Here is an 18,907-nt window from a genome sequence, read left to right as displayed (position 1 = left end):
GCGATATGCTTAAGTGGGGAAAGCGCCTAGTTGGTGGCGCAATGATTATGCTACTGGCGATAACGGCCATTGTTTATGCTGTACTCTCTTTGAGCCTGCCAGCGCTTGACGGGCAAGGGCGCAGTGACGCTATTGAAAAAACGGTTACGATTAAACGCGACGCTTTAGGTCAGGCAATCATTGCGGCTCAAAGTATGACAGACGCTGCTTATGCGCTGGGCTTTGCCCACGCACAGGACAGATTCTTCCAGATGGATTTGTTGCGTCGAAATTCCGCAGGTGAGCTCAGTGAGTTATTTGGAGAGGCAGCTCTAGGCCTTGATAAGAAAATGCGTTTTCATCAACTGCGAATGCGCAGTGAGCGTATTTACGCCACCCTACCGAAGCAACAACAGCAGCTGTTGACCCTGTATGCAAAAGGAGTCAACGATGCATTGCAAGCGCAATCAATGAAAAGTTTTGAGTACTTGCTGACGGGGGCGCCCGTTACACCATGGCGACAGGAAGATAGTTTGCTGGTTATCTACAGCATGTACCTCGATCTACAAGCGGGCACATTTGAGCGTGACATGGTGCTGGAACAAATTGAGCAGTTGTATAGTCAACCTATGCGGGCATTTTTAACTCAGCCGAGTTCCTACCAATCTGCATTAGATGGCAGCGAAATTGCGCTGCAATCGCTTCCTATCCCGCAGTTAAGTGTGCCGCAAGTCAGCGCTGGTATCACCGAAATCACGCCTACTTTAGAGGTGGGCAGTAACAACTGGGCGGTGTCAGGAGAGTTAACCGCCAGTGGTTATCCTATGGTGGCCGATGATATGCATCTAGGTCTGGCCGTGCCGGTTATTTGGTATCGCGCGCAATTAAATGTGGGCGATATGCAAATTACAGGAGTGTCTTTACCTGGTGCTCCTGCCATCGTTGTTGGCACCAATAATCACATAGCATGGGGGTTCACCAATGCGTATGTGGATACCTCGGATTGGGTGCGCCTAGACGCCGCGTCCAAAACGACATCAATCACCCAAAAAATACAGATCAAAGGCAAGCCTGACTTTGCCTACGAGTTAGTGATGAGTGATTTCGGCCCAGTGCGGGAAGTAAATGGTCAGCGCTATGCATTAAGTTGGGTCGGTCACTACGATTATGCGGTCAATTTAGACTTAATGAAGTTAGCCACAGCGCACTCGGTACCAGAGGCATTTGCAATCGCCAACAACGCGGGTATGCCTGTTCAGAACTTGATGGTTGTTGATAGCCAAGGGCAAATTGGTTGGCAACCAATGGGGGCGATTGCTGCACGCACTAACCCCAGTGATGTCGCAATTGATGCGAGAGAATTTCAGCAGGGCTGGCATGATAATGAGCCACAGCGACCACAGGTCATGAATCCGCGTTCTGGACGATTATGGACCGCCAATGCGCGTGTTATTTCAGCGCAAGAGCTCGCAAAATTTGGCGATGGAGGCTATGCCTTGGGGGCAAGGCAGCTACAAATTCGCGATCGCTTATTTGCACAGAAGCAATTTGATGAGTCTGCATTTTTAGCACTGCAACTCGACAATGAAGCGCGATTTTTGTCTCAGTGGCAGGCGCTATTAGCAAACTCACTTAAACAGCGGGGTAATCAACACCTTGAAGCGGTTGAGCAATGGCAGGGCTGTGCGTGTGCTGATTCTGTAGGGTACACTTTGGTGCGTTACTTCAGAAGTGCGGTAATGGATATCTTGTTTGCGCCGATTGAAAATCAACTATCTGAACATGGTTTGTCTTTAGCACCGATAAAGCGCAATTTGGAGCCTGCCACTTGGCAGTTGCTTGAAGACCCAAGCGCTTGGGGATTCACTGACAAAGAAGAGGTGTTATTCAAGGGCTTTAATTTGGCATTGGCGAGGTTGCAGCAACAACATGGCAACGATGTACAGAATTGGCAGTGGGGTAAAGTCAATGCGATGGCGTTGAAACACCCTTTTGCGAAACAAATACCGCAATTGGCACACTGGCTCAACATGCCGATAACTCAAGGCTTTGGTGATAGTTTTATGCCAGCGGTACAGCGACCAGAATTTGGTGCGTCGCAGCGTTTTATTGCGCAACCAGGGCGATTAGAACACGCGATAATGACCTTACCGGGCGGGCAGTCTGCGCATCCATTATCGCCTTTCTATCGTGCGGGTTTTGAGCAGTTTGCGCAGCACCAAGGTACGCCTTTGTTGCCGTCACAAGCCTTGCATCGAATTGAGATCCGCCCTGCTATTTAGCAGAGCTTGGAATGAGATTGGTCGTTTTCACGGTTGTTTGGTCTCGGCCGTTATTTTTACTCAGATATAAGGCCGCGTCGGCTCTGGCAAGCGCACTGGTGAGTGTATCTTGTGATTGCCATTGAGTAATACCAAAGCTCGCGGAGATAGTCATTGGCAGTGGTGACTGAGTGATGCGCAATTGCTTTACTTGGTCTCTGATTTTTTCAATCCGTTTATGCGCCTGCGAAAGTGAAATGCCGGGTAAAACAATAATAAACTCTTCCCCACCCCAGCGAGCCACAATGTCTGCGGGGCGAGTATTGTGAAGTAATAAAGAACTGAGTTCTTTGAGCACAGCATCGCCTATTTCGTGCCCGTATTTATCATTGATTTGCTTAAAGTGATCCACATCGCCAATGGCGATACATACGTTCTCACCTTGCGCGAAGCAACGTTGTTGCGCGCGATAAATTAACTCCTTGGCAAAACGACGATTGTATAAATTAGTGAGGTAATCACGGGTAGCCATTTGCGCGAGGGTGCTGCGCTGCTCCAAAGCTATTTTGCGAATGAGCGCCAGCGTGTAAATCATGGGGAGTCCAGCAATGAGAATATTAACTACCTCAATATACTGAATATAATCATAAAATTTGTATAGGTAATGGACGTCGGCAAAGTACACATACATCAGTGCAAAGGTGATGATGAGCAGCCCTGAGTAGAGCATCGCGCTTTTCATTTTCATGCGATAGTCGACTAATAAGATGCAGGAGATGCTCCACAAATAAAACTGGAAACCCGCCTCAGTACCAAGGTAATAACAACAGGCGATGGAATGCAGGATCACTTCAAAAGTAAAAATGCGCAGTCCCCAGCGCGGGGATTTGTAGTTGATGAGCCATACCCCATAAAACCAAGCAAGGGCACTAAATATGTTAAAAAACGCGAGTTCTTTGGCGCCGATGTAATAAAAAATGGGTATGAGCAGCAGGTGGATTAATGCGGCAAAAGAGGCGACCTTGATGATCACAGCAAACTTTAGCACCTCTACTCTAGTAAAGAGGCTCTCGGCGGTTTCATTCTCGATATATTGCTGCACGTGAGACTCACTCCATTGGCTCAGGTGTATATTATAGTCAGCCGTTTTCAATTAAGGAACTAAAGGGCACTAAGTTTTCCTCTTAAGTACGTGCACTTGCTTAAGAGTATTTGTTTAATAAAGGAAAAATAAAGCATTTGAACTACACTGAGCGTTCAAGCGTAATGCTCTGGTGAATAATATTGAACGAGGATGAAATACAATGATAAACAACAGGACATCACGACTCGCAGCACTTGCTTCGAGCGTGCTTGTGGCGCTGAGTTCGGCAACCTTGCATGCAGAAGAAGTGCAAATCAAAACGCAAAAATTAGATGACAATATATACGTACTTTTTGGTCGCGGTGGCAACATTGCTGCGCATGTCGGTGAGCAAGGCACGTATATTATCGATGACCAATTCGCCAAATTGGCGCCGCAAATAAAAGCGGCTCTTAAGGAGCTTAACCCCAATGCCGCGGAGTTTGTGATTAACACTCATTATCATGGTGATCATACCGGTGGTAACGAAGTCTTTGCGCAAGCAGGTGCTCACGTAATAGCTCACCACAATGTGCACAAACGTTTGCAGGAAAAGCATGGCGAAGGCTCTGACTTTTTGCCGCGTTTAAGCTTTGGTCAAGACATGACCTTACACTTCAATGGTGAGCATGCGCGTTTGGTGCATTTTGCTCATGCGCACACCGATGGTGACGCCGTGGTATTTTTTGATGATGCGAATATCGTGCACATGGGTGATATTTATTTCAATTTAGGTGGATTGCCATTCGTCGATGTTGATGGCGGTGGCAGCGTTGATGGCGTGCTAAACGCAGTACAGAGTGTTATTGACAGCATTGGCGATGACACTCAAGTGATCCCAGGACATGGCCCAATGAGCAATAAAGCGGGCTTGAAAACTTACCATGCACTCATCACTAAAGCCAAAGGCATGATGCTTGATGCCATCAAACAGCACAAAACGCTCGAAGCGGTACTTGAAGCTGATCCACTCGGTCCACTAGAGATAGAGTATGCCGGATGGTTGCCAAAGGAACGAGTGACAACCTTGTTTTACCGCAGTTTAACTGGGGAGATTAATTAACTTACGTACCTGTTTCATTTATACTCGTTGCTCCAAAAAAGGAGTTGTAAAAGGAACAACGAGTATGAATAACAACAATAGTTTACCCAACATCTCGGCCACGGTCGGTAAAAAGAAAGGACTGATAGGGGTCATCATCGCAGTTTTGGTGCTGCTTGTGGTTTTACTCAAAAGTATGTACACAGTGGACGAAGGTCACGTTGGTATCATCAAGCGCTTCGGTGAAGCGACTGAACAAGTGAATCCTGGTCTACACACCAAAATCCCCTTTGTCGACACTGTCGAAATGCTAGAGATCCGCACCCGCAAAAATGTGGAAAAGCTGCGCGCTGCAACGCATGAGCAAATGCCGCTTACCGCAGAAGTAAGCATCAACTGGACAGTTAACCGAGAAGAGGCATTTGACCTATTCAAGAGTTATGGTGGCTTAACCCAGTTCGAAAGTCGCATCTTAGATCCAAAACTTCGCTCAGCAACCAAAGATGCACTGGCGCGCTACAAAGCAGAGGAACTCATTCAAAACCGCTCGCAAGTGATTGCCCGCATTGAAGAGTTGCTGTTAGATGAAATGAAAGACTATCCGGTAAAGCTGGATTCGGCTCAAATTGAAGATTTGGTGCTACCACAAAAGTACATTCAATCAATTGAGACGAAGCAAACAGAGAAAAACCTTGCCGCAGCAGAAAAGCACCGTCTTGAGCGACAAAAACTTGAAGCACAACGTGAAGTAAATACCGCTATGGCTCAGCGCGATGCAGCGAAAGCGAAAGCTGACGGCCAGGCATATGCCATTAAAATTGAAGCCGAGGCAGAAGCGGAGGCTATCCGTTTAAAAGGCTTGGCAGAAGCCGAAGCGATGCAGAAAAAAGCAGAGGCTATTAAAAATAACGGCACCTTGGTGGAATATATTCGTGCACAGCAATGGAACGGCCAGATGCCATCAACAGTGATGGGATCAGACCAAGGTATTTTGTGGAACATGAAAGAGAAGTAAGCTAGGCAGTCAGGTACGCACTGCTCGCTAAATTGAGCAGTGCGCACCACCTTAAATAGCAGCATCGCTTGCACACTCGAGTCTATTCCATCGTGCACTTACTCCTTCATATAGTGCAGTTCTAAGCGTTCACAGCGCAATACGCACCCCAAAAATGTTCCAAAAGTAGAAAAAATAAACATTTTTTGATCTTTTACTAACACCACCCTCGTAGTTAACCAAGCTATCTTGATACTCAAATGAGGGATTACAAAGTGAAAAGTTTACTGAAAGCTCTGCTCCTACCCAGTTTGTTGGTACTTACTACTGCTTGTACCGACGACGATGATAAAGCGACAACTGAACCACCCCAAATGCCGTTGACCACGGTGGTTGATGTAGCTTCTGGTTCCGATGATTTCGATACGCTCGTAGCTGCACTTGAAGCAACGGGTTTAGATGCAACACTTAGCAACATGGATGCCCAGTTCACCGTGTTCGCACCAACAGACGACGCGTTTGCGCTTTTAGGCGAGGATACGATAAATGCGCTACTTGAAGACCCCGATACGCTTGCGTCTATTCTTACTTATCATGTTCTCGATTCACGTGTTGAGTCAGGCGCAGCGGTATCTGCGGCGGGCTCCACAGTTGAAACCGTAAACGGCGCATCAATTGGTTTGTCATTGGCAGGTGACGCTCTGCTAGTGAACACAGCGACGGTGATAACAACAGATATCTACGCAACAAACGGCGTTATTCACGTTATCGACGCGGTGTTGATGCCACCGGCTCAAAGCGAAGAGATGCCAACAATGAACATTGTAGAGACCGCTGTAGCAGCAGGTAACTTTACAACATTAGCGGCAGCGCTAGAGGCAGCGAATCTGATCTCAGCCTTGAGTGACGAGAGCGAAACCTACACCGTGTTCGCACCTACAGACGATGCGTTCGCTGCCTTAGGTCAAGAGACGATAGATACATTGCTTGCAAACACCGATGTTCTATCTGAAATTCTACTACAGCACGTAGTGAGTGGTGCGGTTGACTCTGTCACTGCCTACAGCCTAAATGGCGCTCAAGCAACTACTTTGTCTGGCAATATGATTGATATCATGATCGACACAGAAGCGGACACACTGAAGTTCGGTGATGCAACTGTTACGGTCACTGACATTCAAACCACTAACGGCATCATTCATGTACTTGATACTGTGGTTGTAGGTGATGTTCAAGTTCCAGCGCCTGCGATGTCAATTGTTGATGTGGCGGTGGGCAATGGTAGCTTTACTACCTTAGTATCGGCACTGCAAACCACCGGCTTAGATGAGGTGTTGGCTGACATGGAGCGCGAGTTCACCGTATTCGCTCCAACGGACGCGGCGTTTGAGAAATTGGATCAAGCAACAGTAGATGCCCTGTTCGCCGATGCAGATGCGCTATCAAATGTACTGCTATACCACGTACTGCCGGATACAACAGTGCAATCAGACGCAGCTATTTCAGTAGCAAACTCTGACACGCCAACTATTACTATGGCTAATGGCGATATGGCGACCTTGTCTATACAAGATAACATGCTGTATATCGATCAATCGCAAGTAACAACTGCAAACGTAGCAGCAGATAATGGTGTGATCCACGTAATCGATACAGTAATGATGCCAATGCAATAATGTGCGGCATTTTTACTCCAACCACCAAGCCCGCTTAGCAGCGGGCTTTTTCGTGTTTAGAATACCTCTTTCAAAGTAGCCATCATTTCCTCAACAGATAAGGATTGTGGCGTGTCATAGTCACTTAATAGGCTCTGTGCTAAGGCGCGTTTGTTGTGATGCAACGCAAGAATTTTCTCTTCAATGGTGCCTTTGGCAATGAGTCGATACACAGTTACAGGGCGTGTTTGACCTATACGATGGGCTCTATCAGAAGCCTGTTGTTCAACCGCAGGGTTCCACCATGGGTCCATGTGAATGACATAATCGGCCGCGGTCAGGTTAAGCCCTGAGCCACCGGCTTTTAGGCTGATCAAGAATACCTCACCGTGACCAGCTTGAAATGCGTCAATACGAGCTTGGCGTGCTGATGCTGGTGTTGCGCCATCGAGATACTGATAGCTTATCCCCTGTTGCTCTAAATAGGCTCTGATAAGGTGTAAGTGTCCGACAAATTGACTAAAAATAAGCGCTTTATGCTTGTTATTGCCTAACTCAGCGAGCAGGTACCCAAGGGCTTGCAATTTGCTGCTGGTGGCTATGCTGTTAGCGCTGACTAATTGCGGGTGACAACAGGCTTGGCGCAATTTAGTTAACTGTGCCAGCAACGCGATACGCTGCTCGCCGGGGTTATCTAATTGCTGCAGTGCGCTGATCTCAGCAAGTGCATTTTGGCGCAGGGCTTCATAGAGATGTTGCTCATCATCACTTAAGGTGATCACGTGATCTATGTCTGTTCGCGGTGGAAGTTCGGTCAATACTTCAGACTTGAGGCGGCGCAGGATAAAGGGCTTGATTAACTCTTTGAGTGCGCGCTTGGCCTTGAGCGCTTTAGCGGGTTCTTGCTCATGATTATCGATGGGCACTACAAAGCGTTGGGCAAAACGTTTCAAGTTACCCAATAACCCGGGATTTACGAATCTGAATAAACTCCAAAGCTCGGTAAGATTGTTTTCAATTGGTGTGCCTGTGGTGATCAAGCGAAAGTCACCTTTGAGGGCGTATGCAGCACGAGTGCGTTTTGCTAGTGGGTTTTTTAATGCTTGTGCTTCGTCGGCGACAATACTGTGCCAATGCACTCGTTCTAGACTTTCAATATGACGCTGCATCTGCTGGTAGCTGATCACTAAGCAATCAAATGCAGAGCACTGCGAGATGGCTGCGAGTTGTTCATCACGCGTCTTACACTCGCTAAAAAGGGTCATTTTTAGTGTTGGTGCAAACTTTGCTGCTTCGTTCTTCCAGTTAAAACACACGGAAGTAGGGGCGATGATGAGAGTTGGCCCCTTGGTAGCGCGAGCCACTATCACAGCCAGCGCCTGCAGCGTTTTACCTAACCCCATGTCATCAGCCAAGCACCCGCCTGCGCCCCAATGCGCTAAGCGCATAGCCCAGTCAAAACCATCTGCTTGGTAGTCACGAAGTTGTGCCTGCAAGGTATTGGGTATAGCGACGTTGAGCGTGTTGGCTTCACTCATGCGTTGATGTAATTGCTCCCACCCTGGCACGGTTTGCATGCGCATACCTGTGGTATGGTCGCGAATGAGGCGGCTACTCATTGGGTGATACAAGCCCTTGTCTGCCGCGCCACTGAGTACATCTAATTGCTCTTTAAGTTGTTCACTGAGCGCCAGTATTCGATTGTCTTCGAGGGTGATAAAACGCCCGCCACTTGTTGCCATAGCTTCAAGTAACAGCCTTAACTCCATGATTTTGCCATCATCCAGCTCAGCGCTACCGCTTATATCAAACCACTCGTTGCGCTGAGTGATGCTTAGTTGAATATGCTCACTTTTCAATTGTTTAGAAATGTGGATAGCTTTGCCCCGAGGCCATCGAAGTTTCAATGGCAACTCAGTATGTGGGTGCTGCACTGCCATTTGCAGTTGTTCAAGTGTCGCCAGCGCACTTTGCCAATCACTTTGCACTAAGCGCGTGTCTCGCATGGCTGTAAAGTCAGGGCAGATGCTGTCTAATTGCTCTAATAAGCGTTGCTCATATGCAAGATCGCGCTCAAGTGCTACGCGTTTGCCATCGATATGAGCGCTGATATGGCGGCTGCCGAGGCTAGGTTTCATAGCTGGCCCCTGCTCACCAAATGGCATTACCACACAGTCAAAATTGAGTCCTGTTTTATGGGGAGTCACATTGATAACTAGATGCTTATCAGGCTCGGTTTGTGTAAGGCTTTCACCGATGCCTTCAATATCCGATTCAATATTGATCAGCGGGGCAATGGCTTTAATGCTATCAATCGCCTTTTGTTTGGCATGGGGTGGAATAATCAAACCTGATTCACCAACAATTTTCGCAACCTTGAGGTGATTTGCATTGAAAATACAAAACTCTGCTAAAGCGCCGCGTACGTGTTTTATGCTCACAATGGGCGGCTCAGATTGGCTCGTCAATGGTGGTAAGTTGGCGATACTAACGCTTAAATCTTCACCATGAGCCACGATGCGAATGCTTGGCTCTCGCTGGATTAACGCTAATGGTTGCCCTTCGCTATCAACAATATTATCAGCGCCGATAGCCGCGCGAAGAGCGAGGCTCAGGTTGAGGCGATACTCTTTTGTGCGATAGTAATCTGTGCCAGTAATGGTGTCGATGTGAGCGCATATTGCTCTGTCTGTGTCGCTTAACTGAAATTCCTCTGGCGCGGATACTAAACGTTTCAAACTCAACGCTTTGCCCTTGCTCCATCCATGCTTTGTGCGCTTTTGTTCTTTGGGTTTTAGGTGGGCATCAAAGCGGCCAACCTCAAGTTGCCACACGACGCGACTTGGTTCTTGTGCCTGCACTGGTTGTGGTGAGTCCAGCGCTAATAACTGTTCAAGGGCGATATCCCAGCTTTCTTTGGCACTCAGTAAATGTGTAATATTCAACGGAAAATGGGTCGATTCACCGTCTATTTGCTTTAAAAAGTTTGAAAAAAGCGAAAGTTGGGTGTGATCAAAAAATCGGATAGCCTCTGCTTTTAATGCCAGTAACCAAGGCTCAGGTGTACGTACACTCCAACTGTATGCGCCGAGCGCAAAGCACACATAGAGATAATAATTGAGCTCGCCACGCTCACAATAGCTCAAGTAATCGTGGCGAAATGCAAAGCTTCCACTACCTTGCAAGTGCAATAAAATGCGTCTGAAAACCAGTTCAATTGATACCGCGAAGTCGCCTTTGCGCTTGTCTTGCTGTTGATTATCTAGCTCATCAAGTAATGTCTGCCATGATGATTTGTCTTGCCCTTTGCCCATGCTTAATAAAGTCAGTTGGTAAAAAATGCCGTATATACCTTCAAGGTAAGGCTTTTTACGCTTTTGATAGCGGCCTTTGGCCTCTATTGCTTGTTCAAACAGCTTCTTCGCGTTGGCAAGGTGTTGATTAAAAAAGGCATTGCTGGCTTGTAGCAATAGGCTATACACAGATTTGTCTGTAGCATCGAGTTCATCTGCGAGTTTATCGAGCTCCCCTGCGAGCAGGTATTGCTCCGCTTTTAAGTAGCGAAGCCACGTATTGTTGGGTAATGCATCACATGCTTGGTGTAACCACTGCAAAAGTTGCACAGTACTTTGGCCTTGCTGACGATGCGCCGCAAGCAAAGTGGCAAAAGCTTGGTATTGTAAGCGCCCATCCAGTTGTGTGAATTCATCAAGGTTAAACGGATAAAACACGACGCTGCACAATGCAGGTGTTTGTTGCCAATCTAACAGCAGTGGGTTTTTGGGTAAGTTGAGTAACTCAACCACTCTTTTGTGTTCACCAAGAAAGTACATGTCGCGCAGCAGGCGACGTTTGTCGGCAGTGTTGTCTTCCCATTGATAACTGCTCAACACGGGTGCTATTTTTTCAGCAGCAGTGAGCAGGGTAACAAAGCGATTTTGGGCGATGCATTGTTTCACCAGCGTATTGGCGAGCGCTCTGTTGATGATGAATCCATGGCGGCTCTTTTGAACTACCTCCAACGCAACTAACTCAGCGAGCAGGTGAGTTAATTCTTTATTACTGATAGTGGCGAGGTCGCACAGTTCATCTAGCTCCAGAATACGGTTGAGCGCATGTTGCTCTATCGGCTTATAGATCACCGCTAATACGTGAGCAACAAGCTGATGTTTCGCTGTACATTCATTGAAACGATGCAGCAGCGCTGCGATGGTATCGCTTATTTGTGCCGTGACAGTAATAAAATGCATGGTGAAGGAGAGCTAAAATAAGTAGGCACACGCTATCAAAGCACGTTGAGATGGGCAAGGGAAAAGGCCGCGAGGCGGCCTTTAGATTGGGTACTACAGTGCCAGTGTAAGGATATTCTTGGCAACGTCTGGGGTAATATCGCCATGCTCCCCAAGGGCAGTAAAGCCATTATTGGTCAAGCTGGCGATGGCCTCCTCGACAGCCTCAGCACCAAGCTCATAATCACCTAAGCGTGTTTTTACACCCATTTGCTCGAAAAAGTCTTGAACTGCTTTGATTGTGGCATCAATAAGCGCATCCTCGTCAGCCTTATCCAAGGCGAATACATTTCGACCCAGTTGTATTATTTTCTCGCGTTTTTGCGCTTTTTTCTCGAACATCAACGCAGGTAATACAATCGCCAAGGTTTGTGCATGATCAAGCTGGTAAAGCGCTGTGAGTTCGTGGCCTATCATATGGGTGGCCCAGTCTTGTGGTACACCTTTGCCAATTAATCCGTTGAGCGCCATGGTAGCTGACCACATCACATTTGCGCGCACATCGTAATTTTGTGCATCCACCAATGCCTTAGGGCCTTCTTCGATCAGGGTCGATAAAATGCCCTCTGCAAAGCGGTCCTGCAATGGCGCATTAACTCCATAGGTTAGGTATTGCTCAATCACATGCACAAACGCATCAACCACACCATTGGCAACTTGGCGCTGTGGTAGTGAATAGGTGTAAGTTGGGTCAAGTACCGCAAATTGCGGTTGTACAAGCTCGGAGCTAAACGCACGCTTTTGCTGAGTTGCTTTTTTCGTTACCACCGAGTTGCCATTACTTTCAGACCCCGTTGCTGGCAGAGTGAGCACTGCACCGATAGGCAGTGCACTTTTCACTTGTGCACCTTCGACAAGAATGTCCCAACCTTCGCCGTCATAGTGCGCAGCTGCTGCGATATACTTAGCGCCATCGATTACACTGCCACCGCCAACTGCGAGGATAAAGGTAACATTGCGTTCTTTAACCACACTCAGCGCTTCGCTCAGTGTTTCGTATGTTGGGTTCGGCTCCACACCGGCAAACTCAACATAGTTGAAGCCATCTAGCGCGTTGATCACATCATCGTACACACCATTTTTCTTGATTGATCCGCCGCCATACAAAAATAAAATGGTGTCAGTTGGCTTTAAGCGTTCTTTAATTTGCTTGATTTGGCCTTCGCCAAAGAGAATTTCTGTGGTGTTTTTAAATTCAAAATTTAACATCGTTATTCCTACTGATTATTGGCTACGTTGTTCAAGTGCCGAGATTAACTCTTTTGCAAGTTGTTTGTCTGAAAACGGGTTTTGCCCTGTAATGAGTTCACGATCTACCACAACATTCGGTTGCCACTGCTCAGCAAACTCCATATTGCCACCCGCAGCTGCCATGGCTTCTGCTGGGTAATAACGTAGTTTCTTGCCGTTTAATGAGCCTTCAAAAATAGCTTCTTCAGGGTTTGAGAAAATAGTCATGTTATAACCACTATATAACCAGTCAGCTGCTTGAGCATTGGCACCTTGAGCTATGTTTTGCTCAAACTCTACCGGATTTTTCTGGGCTGAAAGTAGTGCTATTGGACCATGGCAAATAGCCGCAGTTGGCTTACTTTGCTCATGAAAATGTTGCAATATGGTACGAACGTCGGCGTTATTGGCTAAATCAATCAAAGGGGCATGGCCGCCAGGGATAAAGACACCTGCATAGTCATCTAAGCCATTAGCGATCACCTCACTAAGAGTATGGGTATCGTCAATGCCATCAAGTGCTGCAATCACCTTTTGGATGCGGGCCATTTCAGCTTCATCTCCACCGAAATACATGGCTTGCACTGAGTTTTTATCCACAGCAGGTGCGTTGCCTTTTGGTGTTGCTAGCACTAACTCATAGCCCGCCTTTTGTAGTTCATCAGCGGGAACGCCAAATTCATTGAGGTAATAGCCTGTTTCATAGGTGCTGCCATCACCAAGCTGCATCTGAGTTTCACTTGAAAGTAAAACCAATACTTGCTCTTTTTGCGCCTGTGCTTGGGCTACATTACTTAAACTAAGCAATGCGCTAAGCAGAGCTGCTATCTTTAAAAAACGCATAAAAACTCCTGATATGTCTGTTAAGGGCTGATAGCCCAGACTGAGGTAAATGAACAATGCGTACAGTGTAGCTAAGCTTTATAATAAGTAGAATTCAGTTTAATTTGGGTCAGGTATAAAATATCTGATGGCTTATGTCTTACTTTGTTCAATTACGTACTTTTGTGGAAGTGTATCGTTGTCTAAATATTTCGCGCGCTGCGAAAAACTTAGGCCTATCACAACCTGCCGCTACGGCGCACATTCAAAGTGTGGAATCTACCGTAGGTAAAACCTTATTCACGCGCCGTCATCGCGGCGTTGAGCCTACTAATCTTGCTCATGAACTCGCTGCGCAAATCGGAGGCCACTTTGATGCCATAGAGCAAAAAATGGCATCGACACGCAGCCGTTCGAGTGAAGTTCGCGGCACTGTCACCTTGGCTGGTCCAGCTGAGTACATTAGTTACGTGGCCTCGGCACAACTGGCTAATCTACTTCAAGGAGGGCACGTTGATGTGGTGATTTTGCCTGGTAACCGAGAGCAAATTTATGCCGCGCTTGATAATGGTACGGCCGACTTGGCCATTACCGCCTCTTTGCCAGATAGCACCATGTATGACTATCAAGTACTTGATAGTGAGAGGCTCATGCTTGTTACCCATAAATTGCTTGCTGATTCACTGCCAAGCAAGGAGGTAGATGCTAACATTTTAAATACCTTGCCAGTGGTGAGTTATAACACTCAATTGCCATTAATTCGTGAGTACTTTGATGTGGTATTCAAGGCCCACTGCCGCTCACAAATTATTGCGACTTGCCCTGATATTCGTGCCTTGGCGGGCATTGTGCGCACGGGCGTGGGTTATTCCGTATTACCAGATTATTTATGTTACGACGATTTGCGCTCGGGTCGGCTCGTGAGTTTGGGGCCGCAAGGCCCTGAAAATAATATCTATCTAGCATGGCGCAAGGGGGCATTAGCGCATCCAAGAGTGAATTACGCGCGTGATATCATGATGGCATTTTCCAATATTAATCGCTTCGCTTTTGGTCGCGATTAGTCGCTCGCCCCTTTCGTTTCGTAATGAATATCGCCACAATGAATAGGAACAGAATTACTAGGAGGTCAGGATGTCGGTCGAAAAAACCCGTTTAGAAATATGTAATTTATCAAAAGAACAGTATCCAGAAATTAAACGGTTAATGGATGAGGCCTACCCAGAACTGGGTGGAGCGTGGCCAAGCCATACTATTTTTCGGCTTATTGACCAATTCCCTGAAGGCCAAATCGGTATTCTTGATGATGGTGAACTGGTAGGTATCGCCTTGAGTGTGCAAGTTGATTACAGCCGCTTTTCTAACCCCCATACCTATGATGATATCGTCGATGGTCACGACCGTGTATTTAGTGACCCAAATGGTGATGCTTTGTACGGCTTAGATGTGGCGATTGCCGCTACTCACCGAGGGATGCGTTTAGGGCGTCGTTTATATGATGCTCGTAAAGAGTTGTGCCGCCAATATAACCTCAGAGCTATTCTCGCGGGCGGGCGTATTCCGCTTTATCACAACTATCGCAATCAAATGTCGCCAATGGAATACATTGAGAAGGTCGATCGCAAAGAAGTGTACGACCCTATTTTGACCTTCCAGTTGTCGAATGATTTCCAAGTAAAGCGACTGCTGAAAAAGTACCTTCCAGAGGATGAGGAGTCGGTCGGTTATGCGACCTTATTAGAGTGGAACAATATCTTATTTGAACCAACCGACACGGTCATTGAGAGTACCAAGTCCATAGTTCGAGTAGGCGCTGTGCAGTGGCAAATGCGTTTGGTTGATAGCGTTGACGAGCTATTGAAGCAAGTTGAGTACTTTGTGGATACCGTCTCCGATTATCAAAGTGACTTTATTCTGTTTCCGGAGTTTTTTAACGCACCCTTGATGGGACTGCAAGAGCACCGAAGTCAAACTGAGGCGATCCGTTTTCTGGCAGAATACACAGACACCTTTGTACAAGCCATGTCACGCATGGCGGTAGAGTACAACGCCAATATCATTACCGGGTCAATGCCCGTGGCCGAAAATGACACCATTTATAACGTGAGCTATTTGTGTCATCGCAGCGGCAAAGTGGATGAGCAACGTAAAATCCATATCACCCCGCACGAAGCCAATGACTGGGTTATTCAAGGTGGCGACAGTGTGGCGGTGTTTGAAACCGATGCTGGGCGAGTGGGTATCCAGATTTGTTACGATGTGGAGTTCCCTGAATTGTCACGGATTCTCGCTGAGCAGGGGCTGGATATTTTGTTCGTACCATTTTGGACTGACACCAAAAACAGCTATTTGCGTGTGCGTCATTGCGCCCAAGCTCGTGCCATCGAAAACGAGTGCTATGTGGTGCTAGCTGGTAGTGTGGGTAACTTACCAGAGGTTGAAAGTTTGGATGTGCAGTACTCACAAGCCGCGGTACTCACGCCATCAGACTTTTCATTCCCACATGACGCCTGCCTAAACGAAGCGACGCCCAACACTGAGATGTTGCTATTTTCTGATTTGGATATGGATAAGCTGAAAATTCTACACAGTGAGGGGACCGTTCGTAACCTCAAAGATCGCCGTAGCGATTTATACAGCGTCAACCTAGTAAAAGGAACAAACTAGTGGCCTGGGTGTATTTGATTTGTGCCGGCTTGTTCGAAATTGGCTGGCCTGTTGGGCTTAAGCTCGCACAAGAACCACAAACTCGTTGGTTGGGGCGTGTTGACCTTTGAGGTATGAATTTTGTTCAAATCAAAGGCTTTCAATGCTAGGAATGGGTCATGGTGCATAGTGAACTATGTTCATGGTCCATGACAACGCAGTGTACGCCTTTGGTTGAACCCTATGGCTGCTGCAAAAACAAATAGCAAAGGTCAGCATGCCCCAAGTATCATTATGGCGGTGGTGTTTATGGCTATCAGCGGTTTGCTGCTATGGCTGGCGCAAAAGACGATTCCGATGGGCACCTCGTACGCTGTATGGACGGGTATAGGAGCTGCAGGTACTTTCTTAGTGGGGGTGTTGTTTTATGGCGATAGCACCTCCTTGATGCGCTACTTCGGCGTGCTACTTATTATCGCTGGAGTGATCACCTTAAAAGTCGCAAATTAAAGCGTGTATAAATTGTATATACAAGTGCTCATCCCCACATTACCGCGATAGCAGCAAGGGCAATAAGCAATAAACCTAGGCTATCGCGGCGCTTTACCGGTTGCTTCAACCACAGGTATGAAATCGCAATAGTGAAAAATACCTCGATTTGCCCGAGGGTCTTCACATACGCCACGTGCTGTAGGCTCATGGCACTAAACCAGCCGATTGAACCAATGCAGCTGGTAAAGCTGATCCACGTTGTCAGGCCCTTGTGATGCCAAAGGCTAACAAGAGCCGCTTTGTCTTTAATACCGAGATAAAGCAGCAGCATCAAGGTTTGCAAACTGATCACTAGCAACAACACCCAAGCGGCACTGTGCGGAAAGAGCAATCCTGATGATAAGCTTGCCTCACGCACCCACAGTGACGTTAGGGCGAAGCTGGTGCCACAGGCCAAGCCCATTAATACCGTTTTAAAGCTTAAATCGCGCACACTTGGGCCACTGAGTAGCATCACCGCAATCGCGCCCAAAATGACCCCAAACCAGCCAAGTAAGCTCAGTGCCGAGCCAAAAAATAGCATTCCTAAAATAGCGGCCACTAGCGCTTCACTTTTGGCAAGCCCTGCGCCCACGGCATAATTGTTCATTTTAAATAACCGTACCATCAAGGCTGTGGCGATGATCTGCATAACAGCAGCACCAACAATATAAAGAGCAAATAGGTCAGAAGGATGCAGCGCTGGGGCGGGGTCAAAGTGATAAAGCAAAGCAAGATATAAGGCGGCGATGGGGCCGGCGAGAATAAAACGTGCAAGTGTGACCGCTAAACTCGAGGCATGGTGGCTTAGCTTGCTTTGTAGAGCGTTGCGCCAGCTTTGACTGAATGCAGCTAAAAATGTGAAGAAAATCCACGCCATAGGAAGCGCCCAAAAGACAAAACATCACCATAACATGGCCCTTTTAGGGAGGCGAATGAGTTAATTGCATAGTCATCATAGCGCACGATGATACTCATTCTGGTGCCAAAAAGGTAACGCGCCAATAGTTATTGGCGCGGACCTTGAAATGTGGTCAGTTTCCTCTGTCTGGGTTAGAGGCGGGCACTGACCCACAACCAGAATTTCGATGTGTCAGCTTTAATGTCTTCAGCGAAGTACTGACCGTACTTCGCGCCTAGAGTGATCTTTTGTGCTACTTTGGTGACATATTGCACGTTTAATTCGCTGCCTAAGTCTTCTACACTCGCAGACGCGTCGTCCGCTGAATACTCATGCCATACAAATGTCCATTTGCCTCCTGCAAATTGCGAATTCACCGTTACGTAAATGTCTTCTAACCCCTCTTTAGGTGTTGCCAGGAATTGATCTGTCCAGCCATTGAACTTGTGCAAAGTAGCCAGGGGTGTGGCAAAGCCATATTGGCCGTCGTCAGAGCCTAATAGCTCATAGCCAAGCCCCACTGTTACTGCCTGTAATTGCGCTTTCACGCTGGCACTGAAGTAATCAGCATCAAAGCTCGCAGTACCTACATCACTTTGCTGAGTGGCGTATTCGACGTTGTAATGCCAGGTGATTTGATCGCGTTTGCTCTTGTTTGCATAGCTTACACCCCATGTGTCGAGACCGTTATCAGCTGCCGAGTCAGTTTCAAGCAGATAGCCATAGGCTTTAAATGTCCCCATGTCTGACGCATAGTCGAGATGCAGTAGGTGGTCGTTACTGTCGATGTCAGCGGCTTCTGCAAATATGCGGTTTCGCTGCGATAGGTAGCCATAGTAAAGAGATAACTTATCCGTGACTTGTTTGTTGATAGTGATGCCATCAAAGGTTTGGCGGTCTTGACGCCAACCAACATGGCCAACAAAGCGGTGATTATCCAAAGTAATCACTTGGCGTCCTGCTTTGACCTGCCAGCCAGAATGTTTATATTGCACGAACGCTTGGTCAAGTTCGGTTGTCTCAGGGTCGGCAATAACAGGGTATTGGCCTACGTTATACCCTGTGGGACCAACACTGTAGTCGCCAACTCCGAGCACAATACGCGAGTCTTCACCTTCAATTGTTGCTGAAAACCCTTTGTACTCTCCTGACTTAACTCCGAAAAGCGTGCGCAGGGTCAAGGCATTGGCGTTATCAGCCATGTTGTCTTGATCAACCGTTTCATAACGCAGGCGAAAATCTGCCCAAGCACTGCCAGTGGCTAAGGTGTCGAGTATTTCCTCTGCATAAAGTGAGTGACTGTAGCTTGTTGAGCAGGCCAGTGCGCACAGCACGGCAAGTTTGTTCATTGTTAAACACTGTTTCATTGATATTCCCCGTTTCCCATAAAAAAGCCCACATCAGACATCGCTGTTGGCAATATCTGATGTGGGC

Annotated in this window: 13 protein-coding genes; 7 read left to right on the top strand and 6 right to left on the bottom strand. The window is 47.3% G+C overall.

Annotated features, from left to right (window positions below; genetic code table 11):
- Nucleotides 1–5: 5 nt before the first annotated feature.
- Nucleotides 6–2,261, top strand: coding sequence for a penicillin acylase family protein (locus AAEU32_RS10385; RefSeq protein WP_421970453.1), 2,256 nt, complete (start codon nt 6–8; stop codon nt 2,259–2,261).
- Here AAEU32_RS10385 and AAEU32_RS10380 read toward each other — a convergent pair.
- Entirely contained in the window at nt 2,254–3,342 is a 1,089-nt protein-coding gene (locus tag AAEU32_RS10380) for a GGDEF domain-containing protein (RefSeq protein ID WP_421970452.1), read from the bottom strand. The genes AAEU32_RS10385 and AAEU32_RS10380 overlap by 8 nt on opposite strands.
- A gap of 202 nt (nt 3,343–3,544) precedes the next feature.
- Between AAEU32_RS10380 and AAEU32_RS10375 the strand changes: the two genes are divergently transcribed.
- The 3 genes from AAEU32_RS10375 (at nt 3,545) to AAEU32_RS10365 (ending at nt 7,075) form a co-directional block, all read left to right on the top strand.
- Complete coding sequence (locus tag AAEU32_RS10375) at nt 3,545–4,426, top strand: MBL fold metallo-hydrolase (RefSeq protein ID WP_421970451.1); 882 nt, start codon at nt 3,545–3,547, stop codon at nt 4,424–4,426.
- A gap of 64 nt (nt 4,427–4,490) precedes the next feature.
- Nucleotides 4,491–5,420, top strand: coding sequence for a prohibitin family protein (locus AAEU32_RS10370; protein WP_421970450.1), 930 nt, complete (start codon nt 4,491–4,493; stop codon nt 5,418–5,420).
- 254 nt (nt 5,421–5,674) lie between these two features.
- Nucleotides 5,675–7,075, top strand: a complete 1,401-nt coding sequence (locus AAEU32_RS10365; protein ID WP_421970449.1) for a fasciclin domain-containing protein — start codon at nt 5,675–5,677, stop codon at nt 7,073–7,075.
- Nucleotides 7,076–7,131: 56 nt separating this feature from the next.
- On the opposite strand, the gene AAEU32_RS10360 is transcribed toward AAEU32_RS10365, so the two are convergent.
- The 3 genes from AAEU32_RS10360 to AAEU32_RS10350 all read right to left on the bottom strand — a co-directional run bounded on the left by AAEU32_RS10360 (nt 7,132) and on the right by AAEU32_RS10350 (nt 13,416).
- Nucleotides 7,132–11,304 carry a DEAD/DEAH box helicase gene (locus tag AAEU32_RS10360; protein WP_421970448.1) on the bottom strand — a complete coding sequence of 1,391 codons (4,173 nt, stop codon included), beginning with the start codon at nt 11,302–11,304 and terminating at the stop codon, nt 7,132–7,134.
- A 93-nt stretch (nt 11,305–11,397) separates the two neighbouring features.
- Nucleotides 11,398–12,552 (bottom strand): iron-containing alcohol dehydrogenase, encoded by a 1,155-nt coding sequence (locus AAEU32_RS10355; RefSeq protein WP_421970447.1) that lies wholly within the window; start codon nt 12,550–12,552, stop codon nt 11,398–11,400.
- A 15-nt stretch (nt 12,553–12,567) separates the two neighbouring features.
- The gene (locus AAEU32_RS10350) at nt 12,568–13,416 is read right to left on the bottom strand and encodes a type 1 glutamine amidotransferase domain-containing protein (RefSeq protein WP_421970446.1); all 849 of its coding nucleotides are present in this window, start codon (nt 13,414–13,416) and stop codon (nt 12,568–12,570) included.
- A 134-nt stretch (nt 13,417–13,550) separates the two neighbouring features.
- On the opposite strand from AAEU32_RS10350, the gene AAEU32_RS10345 reads away from it, so the two are divergent.
- The 3 genes from AAEU32_RS10345 to AAEU32_RS10335 all read left to right on the top strand — a co-directional run bounded on the left by AAEU32_RS10345 (nt 13,551) and on the right by AAEU32_RS10335 (nt 16,551).
- Nucleotides 13,551–14,459 carry a LysR family transcriptional regulator gene (locus tag AAEU32_RS10345; RefSeq protein ID WP_421970445.1) on the top strand — a complete coding sequence of 303 codons (909 nt, stop codon included), beginning with the start codon at nt 13,551–13,553 and terminating at the stop codon, nt 14,457–14,459.
- A gap of 70 nt (nt 14,460–14,529) precedes the next feature.
- Complete coding sequence (locus AAEU32_RS10340) at nt 14,530–16,062, top strand: GNAT family N-acetyltransferase (RefSeq protein WP_421970444.1); 1,533 nt, start codon at nt 14,530–14,532, stop codon at nt 16,060–16,062.
- 222 nt (nt 16,063–16,284) lie between these two features.
- Nucleotides 16,285–16,551, top strand: coding sequence for a DMT family transporter (locus AAEU32_RS10335; RefSeq protein ID WP_421970443.1), 267 nt, complete (start codon nt 16,285–16,287; stop codon nt 16,549–16,551).
- Nucleotides 16,552–16,579: 28 nt separating this feature from the next.
- Here the strand turns inward: AAEU32_RS10335 and AAEU32_RS10330 are convergent, their stop codons facing one another.
- Together AAEU32_RS10330 and AAEU32_RS10325 are read right to left on the bottom strand one after the other, a co-directional pair.
- Nucleotides 16,580–17,452, bottom strand: coding sequence for an EamA family transporter (locus AAEU32_RS10330; protein ID WP_421970442.1), 873 nt, complete (start codon nt 17,450–17,452; stop codon nt 16,580–16,582).
- Between the two features lie 173 nt (nt 17,453–17,625).
- Nucleotides 17,626–18,840 (bottom strand): alginate export family protein, encoded by a 1,215-nt coding sequence (locus tag AAEU32_RS10325; RefSeq protein WP_421970441.1) that lies wholly within the window; start codon nt 18,838–18,840, stop codon nt 17,626–17,628.
- Nucleotides 18,841–18,907: the final 67 nt, after the last annotated feature.

It is taken from the genome of Pseudoalteromonas maris, from assembly GCF_049257235.1.
In the GTDB taxonomy this organism is placed as follows: Bacteria; Pseudomonadota; Gammaproteobacteria; order Enterobacterales; family Alteromonadaceae; genus Pseudoalteromonas.
This window is presented reverse-complemented; position numbering and strand designations above follow the sequence as displayed.

Bases quoted from the DNA above. Each gene is read 5' to 3' on its own strand.
- AAEU32_RS10375 (WP_421970451.1), top strand. From the start codon at position 3,545: ATGATAAACAACAGGACATCACGACTCGCAGCACTTGCTTCGAGCGTG.
- AAEU32_RS10330 (WP_421970442.1), bottom strand. From the start codon at position 17,452: ATGGCGTGGATTTTCTTCACATTTTTAGCTGCATTCAGTCAAAGCTGG.
- AAEU32_RS10355 (WP_421970447.1), bottom strand. From the start codon at position 12,552: ATGTTAAATTTTGAATTTAAAAACACCACAGAAATTCTCTTTGGCGAA.
- AAEU32_RS10325 (WP_421970441.1), bottom strand. From the start codon at position 18,840: ATGAAACAGTGTTTAACAATGAACAAACTTGCCGTGCTGTGCGCACTG.
- AAEU32_RS10335 (WP_421970443.1), top strand. From the start codon at position 16,285: ATGGCTGCTGCAAAAACAAATAGCAAAGGTCAGCATGCCCCAAGTATC.
- AAEU32_RS10340 (WP_421970444.1), top strand. From the start codon at position 14,530: ATGTCGGTCGAAAAAACCCGTTTAGAAATATGTAATTTATCAAAAGAA.
- AAEU32_RS10350 (WP_421970446.1), bottom strand. From the start codon at position 13,416: ATGCGTTTTTTAAAGATAGCAGCTCTGCTTAGCGCATTGCTTAGTTTA.
- AAEU32_RS10385 (WP_421970453.1), top strand. From the start codon at position 6: ATGCTTAAGTGGGGAAAGCGCCTAGTTGGTGGCGCAATGATTATGCTA.
- AAEU32_RS10360 (WP_421970448.1), bottom strand. From the start codon at position 11,304: ATGCATTTTATTACTGTCACGGCACAAATAAGCGATACCATCGCAGCG.
- AAEU32_RS10345 (WP_421970445.1), top strand. From the start codon at position 13,551: ATGTCTTACTTTGTTCAATTACGTACTTTTGTGGAAGTGTATCGTTGT.
- AAEU32_RS10370 (WP_421970450.1), top strand. From the start codon at position 4,491: ATGAATAACAACAATAGTTTACCCAACATCTCGGCCACGGTCGGTAAA.